This is a genomic window from Clostridium fessum (genome assembly GCF_003024715.1).
In the GTDB taxonomy this organism is placed as follows: Bacteria; Bacillota; Clostridia; order Lachnospirales; family Lachnospiraceae; genus Otoolea; species Otoolea fessa.
This window is the reverse complement of record NZ_PYLO01000002.1, coordinates 835828-852341: the sequence shown is the minus strand read 5'-3', so window position 1 is coordinate 852341 and position 16514 is coordinate 835828. Positions and strand designations below refer to the sequence as shown.

At 46.2% G+C, this 16514-nt stretch carries 20 protein-coding genes, 1 tRNA gene and 1 pseudogene; 21 read left to right on the top strand and 1 reads right to left on the bottom strand.

Annotation, left to right across the window (positions count from 1 at the left end; translation table 11 throughout):
• The first annotated feature begins 71 nt into the window (after positions 1 to 71).
• The 14 genes and pseudogenes from C7U56_RS09180 to C7U56_RS09115 all read left to right on the top strand — a co-directional run bounded on the left by C7U56_RS09180 (position 72) and on the right by C7U56_RS09115 (position 10645).
• Complete coding sequence (locus C7U56_RS09180; protein WP_107000949.1) at positions 72 to 950, top strand: DUF3881 family protein; 879 nt, start codon at positions 72 to 74, stop codon at positions 948 to 950.
• Between the two features lie 509 nt (positions 951 to 1459).
• Positions 1460 to 1536, top strand: a tRNA-Arg gene (locus C7U56_RS09175).
• 569 nt (positions 1537 to 2105) lie between these two features.
• A complete protein-coding gene (locus C7U56_RS09165) occupies positions 2106 to 2309 on the top strand; it encodes a hypothetical protein (protein WP_223385014.1) in 204 nt (67 codons plus the stop codon).
• On the top strand, positions 2306 to 3235 hold the full coding sequence (locus tag C7U56_RS09160; protein WP_002304312.1) for a DUF6017 domain-containing protein: 930 nt from the start codon (positions 2306 to 2308) through the stop codon (positions 3233 to 3235). Before C7U56_RS09165 ends, C7U56_RS09160 begins: the two co-directional genes overlap by 4 nt.
• 6 nt (positions 3236 to 3241) lie before the next feature.
• A complete protein-coding gene (locus tag C7U56_RS09155; RefSeq protein WP_002304313.1) occupies positions 3242 to 4069 on the top strand; it encodes a ParA family protein in 828 nt (275 codons plus the stop codon).
• A complete protein-coding gene (locus C7U56_RS09150) occupies positions 4026 to 4952 on the top strand; it encodes a ParB/RepB/Spo0J family partition protein (RefSeq protein WP_002304314.1) in 927 nt (308 codons plus the stop codon). The genes C7U56_RS09155 and C7U56_RS09150 overlap by 44 nt, the downstream gene beginning before the upstream one ends.
• 8 nt (positions 4953 to 4960) lie before the next feature.
• Positions 4961 to 5488: a hypothetical protein gene (locus tag C7U56_RS09145; RefSeq protein ID WP_002304315.1), complete on the top strand. Its 528-nt coding sequence runs from the start codon at positions 4961 to 4963 to the stop codon at positions 5486 to 5488.
• 54 nt (positions 5489 to 5542) lie between these two features.
• Positions 5543 to 6184, top strand: coding sequence for a DUF3846 domain-containing protein (locus C7U56_RS09140; RefSeq protein ID WP_002588969.1), 642 nt, complete (start codon positions 5543 to 5545; stop codon positions 6182 to 6184).
• Positions 6185 to 6194: 10 nt separating this feature from the next.
• Complete coding sequence (locus tag C7U56_RS09135) at positions 6195 to 6506, top strand: DUF5720 family protein (protein WP_002304317.1); 312 nt, start codon at positions 6195 to 6197, stop codon at positions 6504 to 6506.
• Between the two features lie 36 nt (positions 6507 to 6542).
• Positions 6543 to 7025, top strand: a complete 483-nt coding sequence (locus C7U56_RS09130) for a PcfB family protein (RefSeq protein WP_002304320.1) — start codon at positions 6543 to 6545, stop codon at positions 7023 to 7025.
• Positions 7025 to 7978: pseudogene (locus C7U56_RS15980) on the top strand (type IV secretory system conjugative DNA transfer family protein); the annotation flags it as partial. The gene C7U56_RS09130 and the pseudogene C7U56_RS15980, both read left to right, overlap by 1 nt.
• A gap of 90 nt (positions 7979 to 8068) precedes the next feature.
• Positions 8069 to 9949 (top strand): DUF4368 domain-containing protein, encoded by a 1881-nt coding sequence (locus C7U56_RS15975; protein ID WP_233430225.1) that lies wholly within the window; start codon positions 8069 to 8071, stop codon positions 9947 to 9949.
• 26 nt (positions 9950 to 9975) lie between these two features.
• Positions 9976 to 10329 carry a TnpV protein gene (locus C7U56_RS09120; RefSeq protein ID WP_035394338.1) on the top strand — a complete coding sequence of 118 codons (354 nt, stop codon included), beginning with the start codon at positions 9976 to 9978 and terminating at the stop codon, positions 10327 to 10329.
• A gap of 16 nt (positions 10330 to 10345) precedes the next feature.
• On the top strand, positions 10346 to 10645 hold the full coding sequence (locus C7U56_RS09115) for a hypothetical protein (RefSeq protein WP_005933668.1): 300 nt from the start codon (positions 10346 to 10348) through the stop codon (positions 10643 to 10645).
• Between the two features lie 27 nt (positions 10646 to 10672).
• Here C7U56_RS09115 and C7U56_RS09110 read toward each other — a convergent pair whose 3' ends face one another.
• Positions 10673 to 11041, bottom strand: a complete 369-nt coding sequence (locus tag C7U56_RS09110; protein WP_005933665.1) for a helix-turn-helix transcriptional regulator — start codon at positions 11039 to 11041, stop codon at positions 10673 to 10675.
• Positions 11042 to 11185: 144 nt separating this feature from the next.
• Here C7U56_RS09110 and C7U56_RS09105 point away from each other — a divergent pair, with 144 nt between their 5' ends.
• From C7U56_RS09105 to C7U56_RS09075, 7 genes are all read left to right on the top strand, one after another.
• Positions 11186 to 11374 carry a helix-turn-helix domain-containing protein gene (locus C7U56_RS09105; protein WP_005933662.1) on the top strand — a complete coding sequence of 63 codons (189 nt, stop codon included), beginning with the start codon at positions 11186 to 11188 and terminating at the stop codon, positions 11372 to 11374.
• Positions 11367 to 12059 (top strand): response regulator transcription factor, encoded by a 693-nt coding sequence (locus tag C7U56_RS09100; RefSeq protein WP_007037412.1) that lies wholly within the window; start codon positions 11367 to 11369, stop codon positions 12057 to 12059. Before C7U56_RS09105 ends, C7U56_RS09100 begins: the two co-directional genes overlap by 8 nt.
• Before the next feature lie 5 nt (positions 12060 to 12064).
• Positions 12065 to 12982, top strand: a complete 918-nt coding sequence (locus tag C7U56_RS09095) for a sensor histidine kinase (RefSeq protein WP_002596319.1) — start codon at positions 12065 to 12067, stop codon at positions 12980 to 12982.
• Between the two features lie 135 nt (positions 12983 to 13117).
• The gene (locus tag C7U56_RS09090; RefSeq protein WP_002594743.1) at positions 13118 to 14044 is read left to right on the top strand and encodes an ABC transporter ATP-binding protein; all 927 of its coding nucleotides are present in this window, start codon (positions 13118 to 13120) and stop codon (positions 14042 to 14044) included.
• Positions 14037 to 14831 carry an ABC transporter permease gene (locus C7U56_RS09085; protein ID WP_107000948.1) on the top strand — a complete coding sequence of 265 codons (795 nt, stop codon included), beginning with the start codon at positions 14037 to 14039 and terminating at the stop codon, positions 14829 to 14831. The genes C7U56_RS09090 and C7U56_RS09085 overlap by 8 nt, the downstream gene beginning before the upstream one ends.
• Before the next feature lie 12 nt (positions 14832 to 14843).
• Positions 14844 to 15659, top strand: a complete 816-nt coding sequence (locus C7U56_RS09080) for an ABC transporter permease (protein WP_002596321.1) — start codon at positions 14844 to 14846, stop codon at positions 15657 to 15659.
• A gap of 5 nt (positions 15660 to 15664) precedes the next feature.
• Positions 15665 to 16126 carry a hypothetical protein gene (locus C7U56_RS09075; RefSeq protein ID WP_038259777.1) on the top strand — a complete coding sequence of 154 codons (462 nt, stop codon included), beginning with the start codon at positions 15665 to 15667 and terminating at the stop codon, positions 16124 to 16126.
• Positions 16127 to 16514 lie beyond the last annotated feature (388 nt).

The window sequence follows — 16514 nt, the reverse complement described above, 5'->3', positions numbered from 1 at the left end:
AAATAAAGGATAGAAATGAGGCGGCTGTATGTATTGGCAGCAGCTGCGGATTGTAGTTAGAAGGAGTCAATATGCATCGTTTTTTGCGAGCTGCCGGATTTAGTATGTATCAGAAGAAGAAGGACATCCGTGCCCTGCTTCGCTGTCTGGCGAGAGAGGCAGGAACCTCCAGCTGTCTTCAGCTTGACAGGGAGACCGAATTATATGAGATCAAGACAGAAGTTGCGCCGGGGATCGGCGTGGCGATGTATGGGGAGCTGAATGAGCAGGATGAGATGGAGATAGAGTATTATTATCCCTATATCCTGAACGATGAGGTAACCTCGCGGGCAGAATGTTCCATTCAGCGTCATACGGAGAAGGAAACCTATGCAGGGCTTCTGGATGAGTATAAGGTAGGGCTTTCGCTGATCTTTTATCTCTTGAATCCGATCGAATACAGGGAGTGTTACCGGAAAGAGCGCGAGCGCTTACAGGTGACTTCGGTCAGCCTGGCAGGATTTGCCAATCGGGGCAAGGTGCTTCTTCCGATCAAAAAGACGGCGCTGCAGATTGAAAAAGCCAAAGTGGCGGCGAAAAACCGGGATGAACTTTTGGAAGCGGCAAAAAATGGCGACGAGGATGCGATGGAGTCCTTAACAATCGAGGATCTGGATCTCTATTCGATGGCATCGCGCCGGGCGACTAGAGAGGATATTTATTCGATCGTCGATACAACTTTTATGCCAAGCGGGATCGAGTGCGATCAGTATTCGATTTTAGGCGAGATCAAAGAGGTTATATGTAAGAAAAACCGGTTTACCGGCGAGGAAATCTATGATCTCAAGGTGGAATGCAACGATCTGTATTTCCGTGTGGGTATCAATAAGATGGACCTGCTTGGAGAACCGCTTCCGGGACGTCGGTTTAAAGGAAAAATATGGATGATGGGAACGGCTCATTTTGCGTAAAGGTCTATAAAAAATCGTCGGTTCCAAAAGTGCCTACCCGTGAACAGTTACACAGAAATTACATACGGAGCAGGCAGGAAGAGAAAATAGTTGCGGAACACATGAAAATGAATTATAATAAAATGCAGTATGAAAATACGATATATGTTTCACGTGAAACATATAAATCTCTGTAGCTCAGTAGGATAGAGTATTCGCCTCCTAAGGTAGAACCATGGCGGAACCTTTTTGAAGAAAAAGGGTAGCGTTTGAGGGTCACTTAAGGAAGCGAAATCTGAAAAATTAGAAGAGATAAGAAAGAGATAATTCATCACGAAAGTGATTGAGTTCATAAAGTTGGTCGCCGTGACCGAAAAGGCTGAAAAAGCCCGAAAATACGGCATTTGTTCCCATAGTTAAATGGATATAACAAGCGCCTCCTAAGGTTGCGTTACAACGGCCACCTCAAAAAAAACTAAATAAGGGATTGCAGTTCGACTTTGATCGGGCTATAATCATATATCAGACACGTCCATATAGCTCAGCTGGATAGAGCACACGCCTCCTAAGCGTGGGGTCGGAGGTTCAAATCCTCTTATGGACGCCAGTGAACAACGCCGAAAGCCTTTGTTTTCAAGGGTTTTCGGCTTTTCTTATATAAAAAGCTACGAAAAAGCTCTTTCACTGTATGAGATAAAATTCTACTCCAAAATTTGATTTTTGACAACCCCTCCAGAATCGAACGGTTGTTATAAGACAAAATCGCCAGCTAATTTTTAGCAGAAAACGGGCTGTTCTTGCTAATGAAAATGCCCTTCCTGCTAATCAGCCCCAAAATCGTGCCAAAAATCCAGCTAATCAAAAAAGGCGGATGTTTTGAATACCATGCAGTTATAGCAGATAAAATTAAATATCGTTATGTACATAGAGCGTCTATTTGCCCCGCATTGGGGATGGATAGGCGCTCTTTTTTTATGCCCAAACCCATGGGCAAATACAAGAGATTGGAGGTGTTTTATTTGAGCAAGCCTGTTTATACCGCAGACAAGCCGAGCGACTGTCATTACTGCTACTTCTGGACGAATGGCAGAAAGGGCTGCCGTCTGGGTAGAAATAATTGCTACTACTTAATCTCTTTGCCGCCGAAACCCAAGTCGGAATGTGATGGCTGTCCCTATGGGCGAGATCACCCGTGCATTGGTTGGTGTACGAAGAAGGTTATGCGTGAAGTGGGGCTTCGTTGATATGGATGTGTATGAACAGGAATACCGCTTCTACTATTTTGCCCGATGTCCTTACGAAAAGACGGATACGACTTTCCGCAGCATTCCGCTGACAACAGAAAGTTTTCCGCAGAAAGAAGGTGGTGAAGCCGTGTGAGTTTTGATTATTTTTACGGTCAGCAATCCGATCTATTCACATTCTATCGAGTTCCGAAGGTGTTGTTCACGAACGAGAGGTTCTGGAATATTTCTGCCGATGCCAAGATGCTGTATGGCATTTTGCTTGACCGCATGAGCCTGTCTGCCAAGAATGGTTGGATAGATAAAAACGGTAGAGTGTATATCATTTTTACAATCGACGAAGCGAAGATGGCTCTGAACTGTGCTGAACAAAAGGCTATCAAGCTGCTCAGTGAACTTGAGAAGAAAGCAGGATTGATTGAACGTAAGCGCCAGGGTTTGGGAAAGCCCAACCTGATCTATGTGAAGAACTTTATCTCTGCTGTGGATTCACAACTCTTGAATTGTGAAAATCACAATTCTGGAACAATGGAAATCACAACTCAAGAACTTCCGAAATCACAATGTAATAATACTGATATTAAAAATACTGAATTTAGTGATACTGATTCTATCTTTCCTTCCGGAAATGGTGGAATGATGGACGAGAATGACCGGTATCAAGAATACTTTGATTATTTCTCGGATCAGCTTAGTATGGATTTGTTGAAGAAGGATTACCCTTACGATTCCGAAATGCTGGATAACATTCTGGAGTTGATCGTTGAAACAGTTTGCACGAAGCGACCGTTGATTCGCATTGGTGCAGAGGAGCGTCCGGCAGAAATTGTCCGCAGTCGGTTTATGAAACTGAATGCCGAACACATTCGATATGTTATGGACTGCTTCAAGGAGAACACCACAAAGATTAGAAATATCCGTCAGTATATGCTGACTACGATATACAATGCGCCGACGACAATAGACACCTACTACGATGCTCTTGTTCGGCACGATATGTCACACGGATATTTGGAAGGAGGATTTAAGAAATTGAAAATGAAGCGAGAGGAAGGAGAGTGACGATAAATGTCGAAAAAAGCAACCATCATTGCGGTGGTCAATCAGAAAGGAGGCACTGGAAAGACCACCACCACCGAGAATCTGGGCGTTGGCTTGGCTCTTGAAGGAAAAAAGGTGCTTCTGGTAGACACCGATCCCCAGGCTTCCCTGACGGTCAGTTTGGGCAATCCCTGCCCGGATGATCTGTCTCCGACACTTTCCGATCTGATGGGAAAGATTATGATGGAAAACCCTATTACTCCCGATGAAGGGATTCTTCATCATCCGGAGGGCGTTGATTTGGTGCCGTCCAACATCGAACTCTCAGGTATGGAGGTAGCACTGGTCAATGCCATGAGCCGGGAAACCATTCTCCGGCAATACCTGGATACAGTCAAACAGAATTATGATTACATTCTTCTTGACTGTATGCCGTCTTTGGGTATGCTGACCGTCAATGCGTTGGCAGCTGCCGACAATGTGCTGATACCGGTTCAGGCAGCATACCTTCCTGCAAAGGGTCTGGAACAGCTGCTTGGAACCATCAACAAGGTCAAGAGGCAAATCAACCCGAAACTGAGGATTGAAGGGATTCTTCTGACGATGGTGGACAGCCGCACCAACTACTCCAAAGACATCAGCAATCTGATTCGGGAGAGCTACGGCGGAAAGCTGAAGGTTTACAAGACCGACATTCCCCGCTCTGTCCGTGCAGAGGAAATCAGCGCAGAGGGAACCAGTATCTTCAAGCATGATCCCAAAGGCAAAGTTGCCGAAGCCTATAAAATTCTGACGAAGGAGGTGTTAAACAATGCAGAAAAAAGGCGCAAACATCAGCTTGAAGGGGTACGATGATATTTTCTCCACCGATCAATCCAGAGCTGAAGCCCAGCAGGAGCGTGTGCAGGAAATTCCGCTTTCTGAGCTACACCCCTTTGAGGGACACCCCTTCCGTGTGGTTGATGATGAAGAAATGATGAAAACGGCAGAGAGCGTCCGAGATTTCGGAGTTCTCACTCCTGCGATTGTCCGTCCTGACCCCGACGGTGGTTATGAAATCGTTTCTGGTCACAGGCGGCACCGGGCATCGGAGCTTGCGGGTAAGGAAACCATGCCTGCGATTGTTCGTGACCTGGACGATGATGCAGCCATTATTTTGATGGTTGATGCGAATTTGCAGAGGGAGAGTATCCTGCCGAGTGAAAGAGCATTTGCTTATAAGATGAAGCTGGATGCGATTAAACATCAAGGTCAACGCACCGATTTAACTTCATCCCAAGTTGGGATGAAGTTGCAGGCAATGGATATAGTCGGTCAGGAGGCAGGAGAAAGCAGAAATCAGGTACACCGTTATATCCGTCTGACCGAACTGATTCCGGAACTGCTGGATATGGTAGATACGGGTCAGATCAAATTCAATCCTGCGGTGGAGCTTTCCTATCTGGCAAGTGAAGAACAGAAGGATTTTCTTTCTGCAATGGATTATGCTCAAGCAGCTCCTTCCCTTTCGCAAGCACAGCGAATTAAAAAGCTCGCACAGGAGGGCGAGTGTACGCTGGATGCGATGTGCGAGATTATGAATGAAATCAAGAAGGGAGAGCTGGACAGAGTAACCTTCAAAACGGATTCGTTGCGAAAATACTTCCCGAAGTCCTATACCAACAAGCAGATGGAGGATAAAATCATTCAGCTTTTGGAGCAATGGCAGAAAAAAAGAGAAAAATCAATGGAAAGGTAAGGTAAAAAATGTTTACACCCAAAAACATTCAGGGCGCTTTGGAAGAACTCTACGACCTTTGCGATCCTGATTATATGGTAGATATGCTCGTAAACTACAGTGAGGAGTTCGATGATATTTCTCCTGCGCTTCTGGCAAAGTCGTTTCAGAAAAATGCCGAGATGATTAGCGAGTATCGAGTATTGTCCTCTGCTGGTGAGGGTATCGACTATCAGGGAAAGGTACTTCTGAACAGCAGAGCCGTGCGGCTTCTGTCCTATGTAGAAGATATGAGCGGCGATGAAAAAGTTCGCACGATTCAGAGCAAGGAGCTGTGGTTAGCAGAAGATATGACATTCTATGTGGTGTCCTGTATGTCTACGATCACGATGGACAAGGAAGAAGCCATTTGTCTTAACGAACACCGCAGCGTGGTTACTACGGTGGAATGCGAGGACGATATTTTCTTCGACATGGGTTCCCTGATTTGCGAACTGGACGATATTTGCTTGTTCGAGCTTTTAGCCGATGTGGATGCGACTATTTATGAACTGTAACAGGTTCATGGATGGTCGCTTTTCTTATTTCCAAAGAAACGGAGGTATCGAAACTTGAAAGAATACGATGTGAAGATCACCGAAACCTTGGAGAAAACGGTTACGGTGCAAGCAGAATCTCACGATGCGGCAGAGGAACAGGTTAGAGCCGCTTATTACAATTCGGAGTACATTCTGGACTCCGAAAACTTTACCGGTGTTGCGTTCGGCACGACCGAGGAACGGGAGGTTCAGAAAGAACAGGCAGATACCATGAATGTGTTGCTGGTAAAGCCGTTCATGTATCCGCAGGCTGTGCAGATCGGCTGTGAGCTGGAGGATTTGCAGAAAGCCGTAGGTGGCGATATTGAGGCAACTTATCCGTTCAATGAGCCGGTTGCACTGGTGATGCACGACGAAGGTAAACTCGTAGGCAAAGAACTGAACCGTGCGCTGCGTGATGATGACGGCGATATTTATGACATTATCGCCGGTGATTTTCTGGTTGTGGGATTGGGCGAGGATGATTTTTGTTCTCTGTCCCCGGAACTGATGAAGCAGTTTGAGGAACACTTTCATCAGCCTGAGACTTTTGTACGCATGGGGCGCAGCATTATGGCGCTTCCCCTGCCGGATGACATGGTGAAGAAAGAAGATGCACCTGTCAAAGCTGATTCGGTTCCCCACAAAAGTAACCCTGACCGAGATGTTCTGTAAGGAGGTTCTTATGCAAAGAAATTCGACGATTGGAGAGCTGATGGAGCGAAAGCGGATTCAGGATGGTGCCAAGGAGTACCAGGGACATACCTATATGGACTTGGCACGATTTGATGACGCCACCAAGCACATGATTATTTTCGATGTGCTGACCGATGAATCGCCTGTCGGTTGGAAAGGCGAAAGAAATCGCCTGTATTTGAGCGATGTGGGTTATCAGAAGGCTCTGGATAACCAGAAAGCTGGCAATATCAAGATTATCAGCCATGCCGCAGTTGCCAAGGGCAATCTGTATTACGACCACAGAGATATGGCACGATAATCTGTTCACTCTACTGCTTGCAGGAGGTGATGAATCATGCAGGAAGAAGTTGAAAACAGAACAGTAAACCTGGCGATCAGCACAACCAAGCTGACGGGGCGCACTATCATTGCCGGTATCCGCAAGTATTTGCAGCACCGGGAAAAAGTGAAGATGAAAAAGGCACGAGACCCTGCCGTTCATGGAAAGCAATCCGTGAAACAGCTTTTGGGACAGAATCAGGGTGCTACGAATGTTGAGATCGACAAAGAGAGTATCCGTGATTTTGAAAAGCTCGCCAAGAAGTATGGCGTGGACTTTGCCGTAAGAAAAGATAAGTCCGTTGATCCTCCCCGGTTTCTTGTTTTTGTCCGTTCTAAAGATGCAGATGCTTTGGATGCAATCTGCAAGGAACATCAGGCAAGGGCATTAACCAAGAATGAAAAGCCGAGCGTTCTGGCGCAGCTGAAGAAGTTCAAGGAAATTGTCGCAGCGATTCCGAAGAAGGTTCGAGAGAAGAAACAGGAGCGTGATCTGTGATGGATAAGAGAAAAATGAAAAAGCTCCTGATTCTGAATTTACCGTATTTTCTGGTAGGGTTGTTCGCTACGAATTTAGGAGAAGCATGGAGATTGGCTGAGGGGGCAGATTCATCTGCGAAAATCCTCAGCTTTTTTCATGCCCTTCCGATAGCCCTGAACAATCCGTTTCCCAGCTTTCACCCGTTGGATTTGCTGATTGGTATTCTCTGCGGCGCAGGACTTCGGCTGGCTGTCTATCTAAAAGGCAAAAACGCAAAGAAGTACCGACACAATGTTGAGTACGGTTCTGCTCGTTGGGGAACGGCAAAAGATATTGAGCCGTTTATTGCACCAAAGTTCGAGGACAATGTGATCCTGACGAAAACGGAGCGGCTGATGATGAGCAATCGCCCGAAGAATCCTGCCAATGCCCGAAATAAGAATGTTCTGATTATCGGCGGTTCGGGTTCCGGTAAAACTCGCTTTTGGTTGAAGCCAAACCTTCTCCAGATGCACAGTTCCTATGTGGTCACTGACCCGAAAGGCAGCATCGTGATTGAGTGCGGCAACGCCCTTTTGAAGCATGGCTACACCATCAAGATTTTCAACACCATCAACTTTCAGAAGTCGATGCACTATAACCCATTTGCCTATATCCATTCAGAAAAAGACATTCTGAAACTGGTGACAACGCTGATTGCCAACACAAAGGGTGATGGAAAAGCCGGTGATGAGTTCTGGACGAAGGCGGAAACGCTGCTCTACTGTGCCTTGATCGGATATATCCACTATGAAGCTCCGGTTGAGGAACAGAATTTCTCCACCCTGATTGAGTTCCTGAACGCAATGGAGGTGCGGGAAGATGATGAGGAGTTCCAGAACCCGGTGGATCTGATGTTTGAAGCCCTGGAAAAGAAAAAGCCGAATCACTTTGCAGTCCGTCAGTATAAAAAATACAAGCTGGCTGCCGGTGATATATGCTCTAAGTGACTTCTTAATCATGATTGTGTCATGGTTAGTGAAGCAATCACTTAGAGCATTTTTGTTTCAGGAGGTACAGCTATGAGAAACGAAAAAATTACCCCACTGTACGAGCGCCTGAGCCGGGACGATGAGTTACAGGGCGAGAGCAATTCCATTTCCAATCAAAAGCAGATGTTAGAGGATTTTGCCCGCCGGAATGGGCTGCCAAACCCTACGCACTTTACCGATGATGGTATCTCAGGTACCCGTTTTGACCGTCCCGGATTTTTGGCGATGATGGAGGAAGTGGAGGCAGGGCGTGTAGAGGCAATCGTCATCAAGGACATGAGCCGGTTGGGGCGCGACTATCTAAAGGTCGGTCAAGTTATGGAGGTTTTGCGGCAGCGCGGAGTTCGGCTGATTGCGATCAATGATGGTGTGGACAGTCTGAAAGGTGATGACGATTTTACCCCGTTCCGCAACATCATGAATGAATTTTACGCCCGTGATACCAGCCGGAAAATCCGCTCTGTGTTTAAGTCAAAAGGCATGAGCGGTAAGCACCTGACAGGCACCGTGATTTACGGCTACTTGTGGGATGAAAACCGGGAACATTGGCTGGTAGATGAGGAAGCCGCCGAAGTGGTACGCCGTATCTTTTCCCTTACGCTGGAGGGATATGGGCCTTATCAGATTGCCTACAAATTATCCGCAGACCGGATTGAAATTCCTGTCGTACACCTTGCTCGCTTCAACGAGGGTGTGAACCGTTCAAAGCCGGTCAAAGACCCCTATGGATGGGGATCATCTACCATCGTGAACATTTTGAAAAAACGAGAGTATTTGGGGCACACCATCAATTTCAAGACCCGCAAGCACTTTAAGGACAAGAAAAGCCACTATGTTTCTGAGGACGAGTGGACGATCTTTGAGAATACCCATGAAGCCATTATCGACCAGCAGACCTTTGATCTGGTGCAGAAAATCCGCAGCAATGTACGGCGTTATCCAAACGGCTGGGGCGAAGCAGCTCCCCTCACAGGCTTACTCTATTGTGCCGATTGCGGCGGTAAGATGTATGTACACCGCACCAACAATGGCAAGCGGATTTCTCAATATACCTGTTCCAATTATACCAAAGTTCCGTGTGGGACACTATGCCCTACACAACATCGTATCAATGAGAGTGCTGTTCTGACATTGGTTTCCGACACACTCCGGGCTATCGCTGAATATTCGAGAAATGACCGGACGGAATTTATTCACACTGTTCAGGAGACGCAGGTTGCTCAACAGAGTGCCGATATATCGAAAAAGCGCAGGCATCTGGCTACTGCCCAAAAGAGAGCCGGAGAACTGGAAAAACTGATTTGCAAAATCTATGAGGATAACGCCCTCGGCAAGCTGCCGGATACACGATATAAGGCGCTTGATGCACAGTATGCCAAAGAGCAGGACGCACTTGAGATTGAAATTGCGGAGTTGGAAAAGGCTGTTACCGGCTATGAGCAGAGCCAGAAATCAGCAGAGAAATTTATAGCCCTGATTGATAAGTACGAGAATTTTGACACGCTGACAAATACCATGCTCAACGAGTTTGTAGAGAAAATCCTTGTCCATGAACGCTCCCGAAAAGGCAGTCAGGATACCACGCAGGAAATTGAAATCTACTTTAATTTTTTAGGACGCTATATTCCACCATCCTTACAGCCGGTTCCTTTAACCCCAGAGGAACAGGAAGAATTGCGGAAAAGAGAAGAACGCAAGGACAGGCTCCATCAGAACTATTTGAAGCGGAAAGCCAGCGGCGCACAGAAACGGTATGAGGACAAAATCAAGGCGAAGAAAAAAGCGGAAATGGACGCTAAGAAAGCCCTGATCCGGGCTGAGGATATGAAAAAAGGTGTTTTTTCTACTATCGGGCAGCTACCAAAAGAAGAACCGCGCAAAGGCAGCATAGCAGCCAGCGCAGCAGTCTAATCATCACGGAGCAAAGGAGCATGAATATGAGTAAGTTGACTTACATTCGTTGTGGAGATTATGATATACCCAACCTAAAACTTTCTGAACAGCCGGAAACTTCTATCGGCAAGTACGGCAGGATGCGAAAGTCCTACCTGAAGGAACACCGTCCTATTCTCTACAACCAACTGCTGATGAGCGAGAAACTGTATCCGCACCTGTTAGAGATTGATTGGACAGCGCAGGAGCGCGTGGACACCATGTTGCCTCACATGATGGAGGCTGCGGGTGTCACTGAGGAACTGAAAGCCTGTGATCCTATGCGCTGGGTAGGACTGATGAACACATTAACGGCACAGATTGAGGAAATTTTAATCAGGGAACTGATTTGCAGTTGAATGGGAGGTGTGGGAAATGCTGACCTTTGAAAAGGTTCTGGAAGTGTTTCAGGCATATCTGGATGATGATCCTCTGTATGAGGTGGTGCAGACCAGCCACGGTTATACATTGATGGCATGGGAACCTCACCGGAATGACTGGTACAGCGCCGAAATACAGAAAACTCCGGAGGATTTGCGAAACGCCTTGCTGGATACATACGCCAACTTTCTGGAAGATAAGATTACCGGAAATGACCGCGATCTGACTGTGACAGAAACCGGAGAAATCCAGCAGAGGTGCCGGGAACTTTGGGAAAAGTGCCGGGAAACTTGATATAGAAACGCCAGAAGGAGGCCGCGATTATGCGTCCTCCTTCTGCTTCGCAGTCTGTTCCATTTTGAGCGCCCCGTCTATGGCACCTTCGATAATCGGCAGGTATTCTTCAGGGCAAAGCTTCAGCTTGTGGCTGACTCGTTGCCGCTGTTCGCTTTCTTCCCGCATGATCTCCGGGTTAAAATACCGTTCCACGGGAAGTCCGCAGACCTTAATCAACTGGATCATCACAGGCAGGCTCGGAATCGCACCTTGATTCTCAATGTTGGCAAGATACCGCCATTCAATCCCAACCATTTCTGCCAATGTTTTTCGTGCCAGACGCTTTGCCTCTCGTGCGGCTTTGACATCTGCGCCGAAGGTTTCAAAACCGGGACAATCTTCAACTTTCGCCATATAACATCACCCAGTTACATTGTATAATTCATACTTTGCCTGTGGAATGTTGCTATATGCAGGTTGGTTGAAGTTTATAATTCACATTCCGTTTCTTGCATTGTTCGAGAAAGAGAACTATAATGTACTCTGTGGAGGTGCGAAATGGACTATATGACATTGAAAGAGGCCGCCGAGAAATGGGGCGTGACACCTCGTAGGGTAAATTATTATTGTGCCGGTGGGCGTATCCCCGGCGCTGTGAAAATGGCCGGTGTTTGGCTGCTCCCTAAAACTGCGGAGAAGCCGCTTGATGGCCGGACAAAACAAGGAAAGGAACTACGCCATGAATAAAATTTTGATTATAGATGATGACAGAGAACTGTGCGCTTTGATTAAACGCAGCGTACAATCGGAACATATAGAAGCCGATTTTTGTAATACCGGAAAAGAGGGCTTGCAGAAATTAAAAGAGCAGGAGTATCAGCTTGTGGTGCTGGATGTGATGATGCCCGGTATGGATGGCTTTGAAACGCTGGAAGAAATCCGCAAAGAGAACAGCCTGCCGATTTTGATGTTTACATCCAAAAATGACAGCATTTCTAAAGTGCGGGGCTTACGGGCCGGGGCGGACGATTATCTGACAAAACCGTTTGATATGGACGAACTGATTGCCCGTATTGCGTCCCTCATTCGCCGCTACACCCGCTTTAATCATCAAGCCGGAGCTGTGCAAAAACTGGATTTTGATGGATTGCAAATTGACCTTGAAAATCGTTCTGTTACGACGGAAAATGGCACTTTTGAACTTCCACCAAAGGAATTTGATCTGCTCCTGTACTGCGCAAAGCATCAAGGAAAAATTTTGACAAAACAGCAGATTTATGAGGAAGTTTGGGGCGAAGAATATTTCTATGATGACAGTAACATTATGGCGATTATCAGCCGGCTTCGTAAAAAATTAGAAGTCAATCCTTCAAGCCCAAAGTATATCCAAACGGTCAAAGGGATTGGCTACCGCTTTAATAAGGAGGTATAGCCAATATGGAAATCATCGTTTTCTTGTCCATTGTGATTGCTGTTGTGGCTGTGCTGACTTCCATCGTTCTCGTTCGGCGCGTAAAAAAACAAATCGCAGAAATGACCGATGTGCTGGTTGATGTGAAAAACGGAAATGGCAACCGGCGTATTCTGTCTGCAACAAATGAATTGACAGCACCTCTTGCCTATGAAATCAATGAGATTGTTGTGTCCTATGAAAGCAGACTTTCAACTGTACGGCAGACAGAAGAAACCAACCGCCAGCTTATGACGAGCCTTTCCCATGATGTTCGGACACCCCTTACCACTCTGATTGGGTATCTTGACGCTGCACACAAAGGACTGGTCACAGGAAAAGACCGGGATGATTATATTGAAACCGCCCGACGGAAAGCCCATGATCTGAAAGAATATATTGATGTGCTCTTTGACTGGTTCAAGTTAAATTCCAATGAGTTTGCTTTGGAAATCCAGAGCGTTGAGGCCGCAGAGCTGACAAGAAATATCCTGATTGACTGGATACCGATTTTTGAGGATAAACAGGTTGATTATGACATTGATATTCCCGAACAGCCTGTCCGGGTAAGATTGGATATGGACAGCTATATGAGGATCGTCAACAATCTCATTCAAAATGTAATCGCTCACAGCCATGCAGACAAAATCAAAATTGTCCTGTCAAAGAAGGAAAATAACATGGAGCTGCTGCTGGCGGATAATGGAGTAGGAATTGAGAAAGACGATTTGAAACACATATTTGAACGGCTTTATAAGTGTGATAAAGGACGCTCCGAAAAAGGAAGCGGACTTGGTCTTTCTATTGTCCATCAGCTTGTAGAAAAGATGGGTGGAAGCATAACAGTTGAAAGCTTTCCGGGAGAAGGAACTGAATTTATGTTGCTTTTTCCTTTGGAGATTTAAGCGGGTTCCCGTCTTTATGGCGGGAACCTTTGTCATTTTTGCCGGATTTCAAATTGCAAGGTTAATGCAAGGTTGCGGCAAGGTTAATGCAAGGTTGGCGTGATAGAATACCTTACAGAACAGGAGGTTTTGAATATGGATACAAATTACATCATTGAAACAAAAAATCTGACGAAGCAATATGGCTCACAAAAGAGTGTGGCTGACTTAAATATCCATGTGAAGCGTGGGAGAATTTATGGTCTGCTGGGCAGAAACGGAGCCGGAAAAACCACTACCATGAAAATGCTGTTGGGCTTAACGAAGCCGACTTCCGGGGAGGTCAAAATCTGGGGGAAACCCTTGCAGGGGAATGAAAAGAAATTGCTGCCCCGTATTGGTAGCTTGATTGAGTCTCCCGGCTTTTATCCCAATCTGACCGGCACAGAGAACCTGCGTATCTTTGCTACCCTGCGGGGCGTACCAAACAATCATGCCATCAAAGATGCTCTGGATCTGGTAGGACTGCCTTACAAAGATAAAAAGCTCTTTTCACAGTATTCTCTTGGTATGAAGCAGCGGCTTGCCATCGCCCTTGCCGTTATGCACGATCCAGAACTTTTAATTTTGGATGAGCCGATCAACGGTCTCGATCCTATCGGTATTGCAGAAGTACGCTCCTTTATTCGGGAGCTTTGCGACGCAAGAGGAAAAACCATTTTGATTTCCAGTCACATTCTTTCGGAGATTTCCTTGCTGGCTGACGATATTGGAATTATCGACCACGGCGCATTGCTGGAAGAAGAAAGCCTTGCTGAACTGGAGCAAAAAAGCAGTAAGCATATCCGGTTTACACTCTCTGATACTGCACAGGCGGCAAGAATTTTGGAACGCAATTTCCATGAAAACCATTTTTCCATACAGGACGACCACAATCTGCGCCTGCACAACCTTGATCTGCCTGTGGGGAAAATTGTAACTGCCTTTGTAGAAAACGGATTGGAGGTATCGGAGGCGCATACTTGTGAAGAAAGTCTTGAAGATTACTTCAAGCGTGTGACAGGGGGCGAAGGAATTGCTTAAACTAATCAAATGCGAATTTTTGAAATTAAAACGGAAGCCCTTGGTATTTATTTCTCTGCTGCTTTCTGTTTTCATGCCATTGGCTTATGCTTTCTTTCTGGCAGATGTAAACACTGATGTGGATGCTGTAAATGGAGTGATGTCCAGCCTGTTCCAGCTCAGTGCTTATTTGCTTTTGATGCCGCTCCTTGTGATACTGGCTTCCAATCTGCTGTTTGAGGAGCTGGACAATGACACACTAAAAAACCTTGTTACCATACCGATAAACAGAACCAAGTTGGTGCTGTCCAAGATGCTGGTTTTGCTATTGTTTGCCGTTGGCTTTATGGCAGTTGGAGGATTGGTAAATCTTGCGGTTTTGCTGTTTCAGGGCTGGGAGCCGGTTGGGTTTTGGACCTTGTTTGGCGTTGGGATAGAAGAAGGGCTGATTATGTGGGTAGGCGCACTTCCATGTATCCTGCTCGTTGTTCTTCTTAATAAAAACTATATCGTGTCGGTCGTGATTACCTTTTTCTATACGACTGCAAATTATATCCTTTTGATGAGCGATGCGTTCCTCACACAGCCTTTTGGTTTGAATATCGGAACCCTGTTTCCGGGACCGCTGGCTTTCCGCTGGACCTTCCAATTTTATGACCAAAGCCAGACCAGTGCGGAATTGGCAGACTTGTTGGAACGGATCAGTCCGTATTTTCTGAATGGTGTTCAGGTGTTCGGTGTGATTGTTGGGGAAGCCGTTGTATTTCTTGCGCTGATTGCGTTGGTTTACCGGCGCCAGGAAATCTAAGGGGGTGTAATTATGTGGAATTTATTAAAAGCAGAATTGCTCAAGCTACGCCGGTGCCAAATACTTTGGGTGGGGCTGGTGGCGCTTGCACTCTGTCCGTTGGTGCAATATGGGAGCCAGCTGATTGTGGAGGCGGAGTACCGAAATCCAAACTATGATTTTTCCACTCTGTTTGAGAATGTTGTCTGGGGCAATACGCAGATGTTTTTTCCGATTTCACTGGTGATGATTGGCAGCTGGCTGATTGACAGAGAATCCACCCATGATACGCTGAAAAACATCATGACAATTCCTGTTTCCATGCCGAAAATGCTGGGAGCTAAGCTCTTTTGGGTCGGGATTTTTGCAGTCCTGCTGGGAATATACAGCGTTGGCGTTACCTTGATTACTGGATTGACGGTTGGATTATCGGGACTGACAGTGGAAGTGTTTTTTCATGGAGGTACACAGATCGTGTTGGCAGCTCTGACGACCTATTTGGTCTGTATGCCGCTGATCTTGATTTTTGGGCAGATCCGAGGGGCATATCTGGGAGGTTCCATTCTGGCGTTTTTCCTTGGATATAGCATGCTGTTCTTCAAAGGCGGTATCCTTGCCAGCATCTATCCGTTTTCTGCTGCGCTGATTTTAGTGGGCTTTGACATGAGTGGATATGCCGGAACAACCACAGCCCCGAATCCTTTGCTGGCAGTCATTGGGGTTGGCATCATGGTTCTCTGGGCGGTGCTGTTGTTACTGATGTCCAGTAACAAAAAAGAAATAAAATCCCGTAAACAGGCAAATTCCAAGGGAAAAGGAAAGCGTGCTGTACGCAGGAAAGGAAGGTGATACCTGTGAAGAAAATAGTTCTATCATTATGCTTGATACTGTTGGGCGCTTCTGTGCTTTCCGGTTGTACAAAAGATGAAGTTCTCGATCAGTATAACAATATTGTTCAGTCTGCTGGTTCCATAGCACTTACCGGAAATTCATCCTTACAAGGTACGAAAGAAAAAGGAATTGATGATTATACAGGAAGCTATACAGCCAACTATGAGGATTTTTCAGATACAGAGTATTTGTTCGGCGGAACTTCCATAAAGCGTGAAGCGGGTAAGGATCTGTCTATTGACTGCGCGCTGGAGGTTACGGATGGAACTGCAAAAGTATTTTGGATTTCTGGAGCTGATGAAGAAGTCACTTTGCTTGAAACAACCGGAACATATAGTGATACAATTACACTCCCTGAAGGTGGAAACTATATCGGCATTGAATGTGAAAATTTCACTGGAAGCATTGAATTGAATATGGAGTAACATTCTGCCGGACGACGGCAAAAGAAAAAAAGCCGTCGTAAAGCAGACACATTTCCACGCGCCTATGAAGCGGTGGCTTTGATTTCAGAGCCGCCGTTTCTTTTCGTTTATCCTAAACCAACGACGACCTAACACCGTGTAAATCCACGGCGGCACATAGGAGGATGCCGCCGTGTCTATGTTTGCCTTTTTTCACAGTACCCATGACCTGCACCAGCTAAAAAAAGCCTGTTCCCAGCAGCGGAGCAATGCGGTCAGAAGTATGCACTATACCATGTAATTAAACAGCAAAATATATTCCATGACGCTCGTATGGCTTTATGCCGTCCGGGCGCTTTTTTGTCCCTATGGAGCCGGAACATCGGGTCAGCATGGCCCGAACTTTATC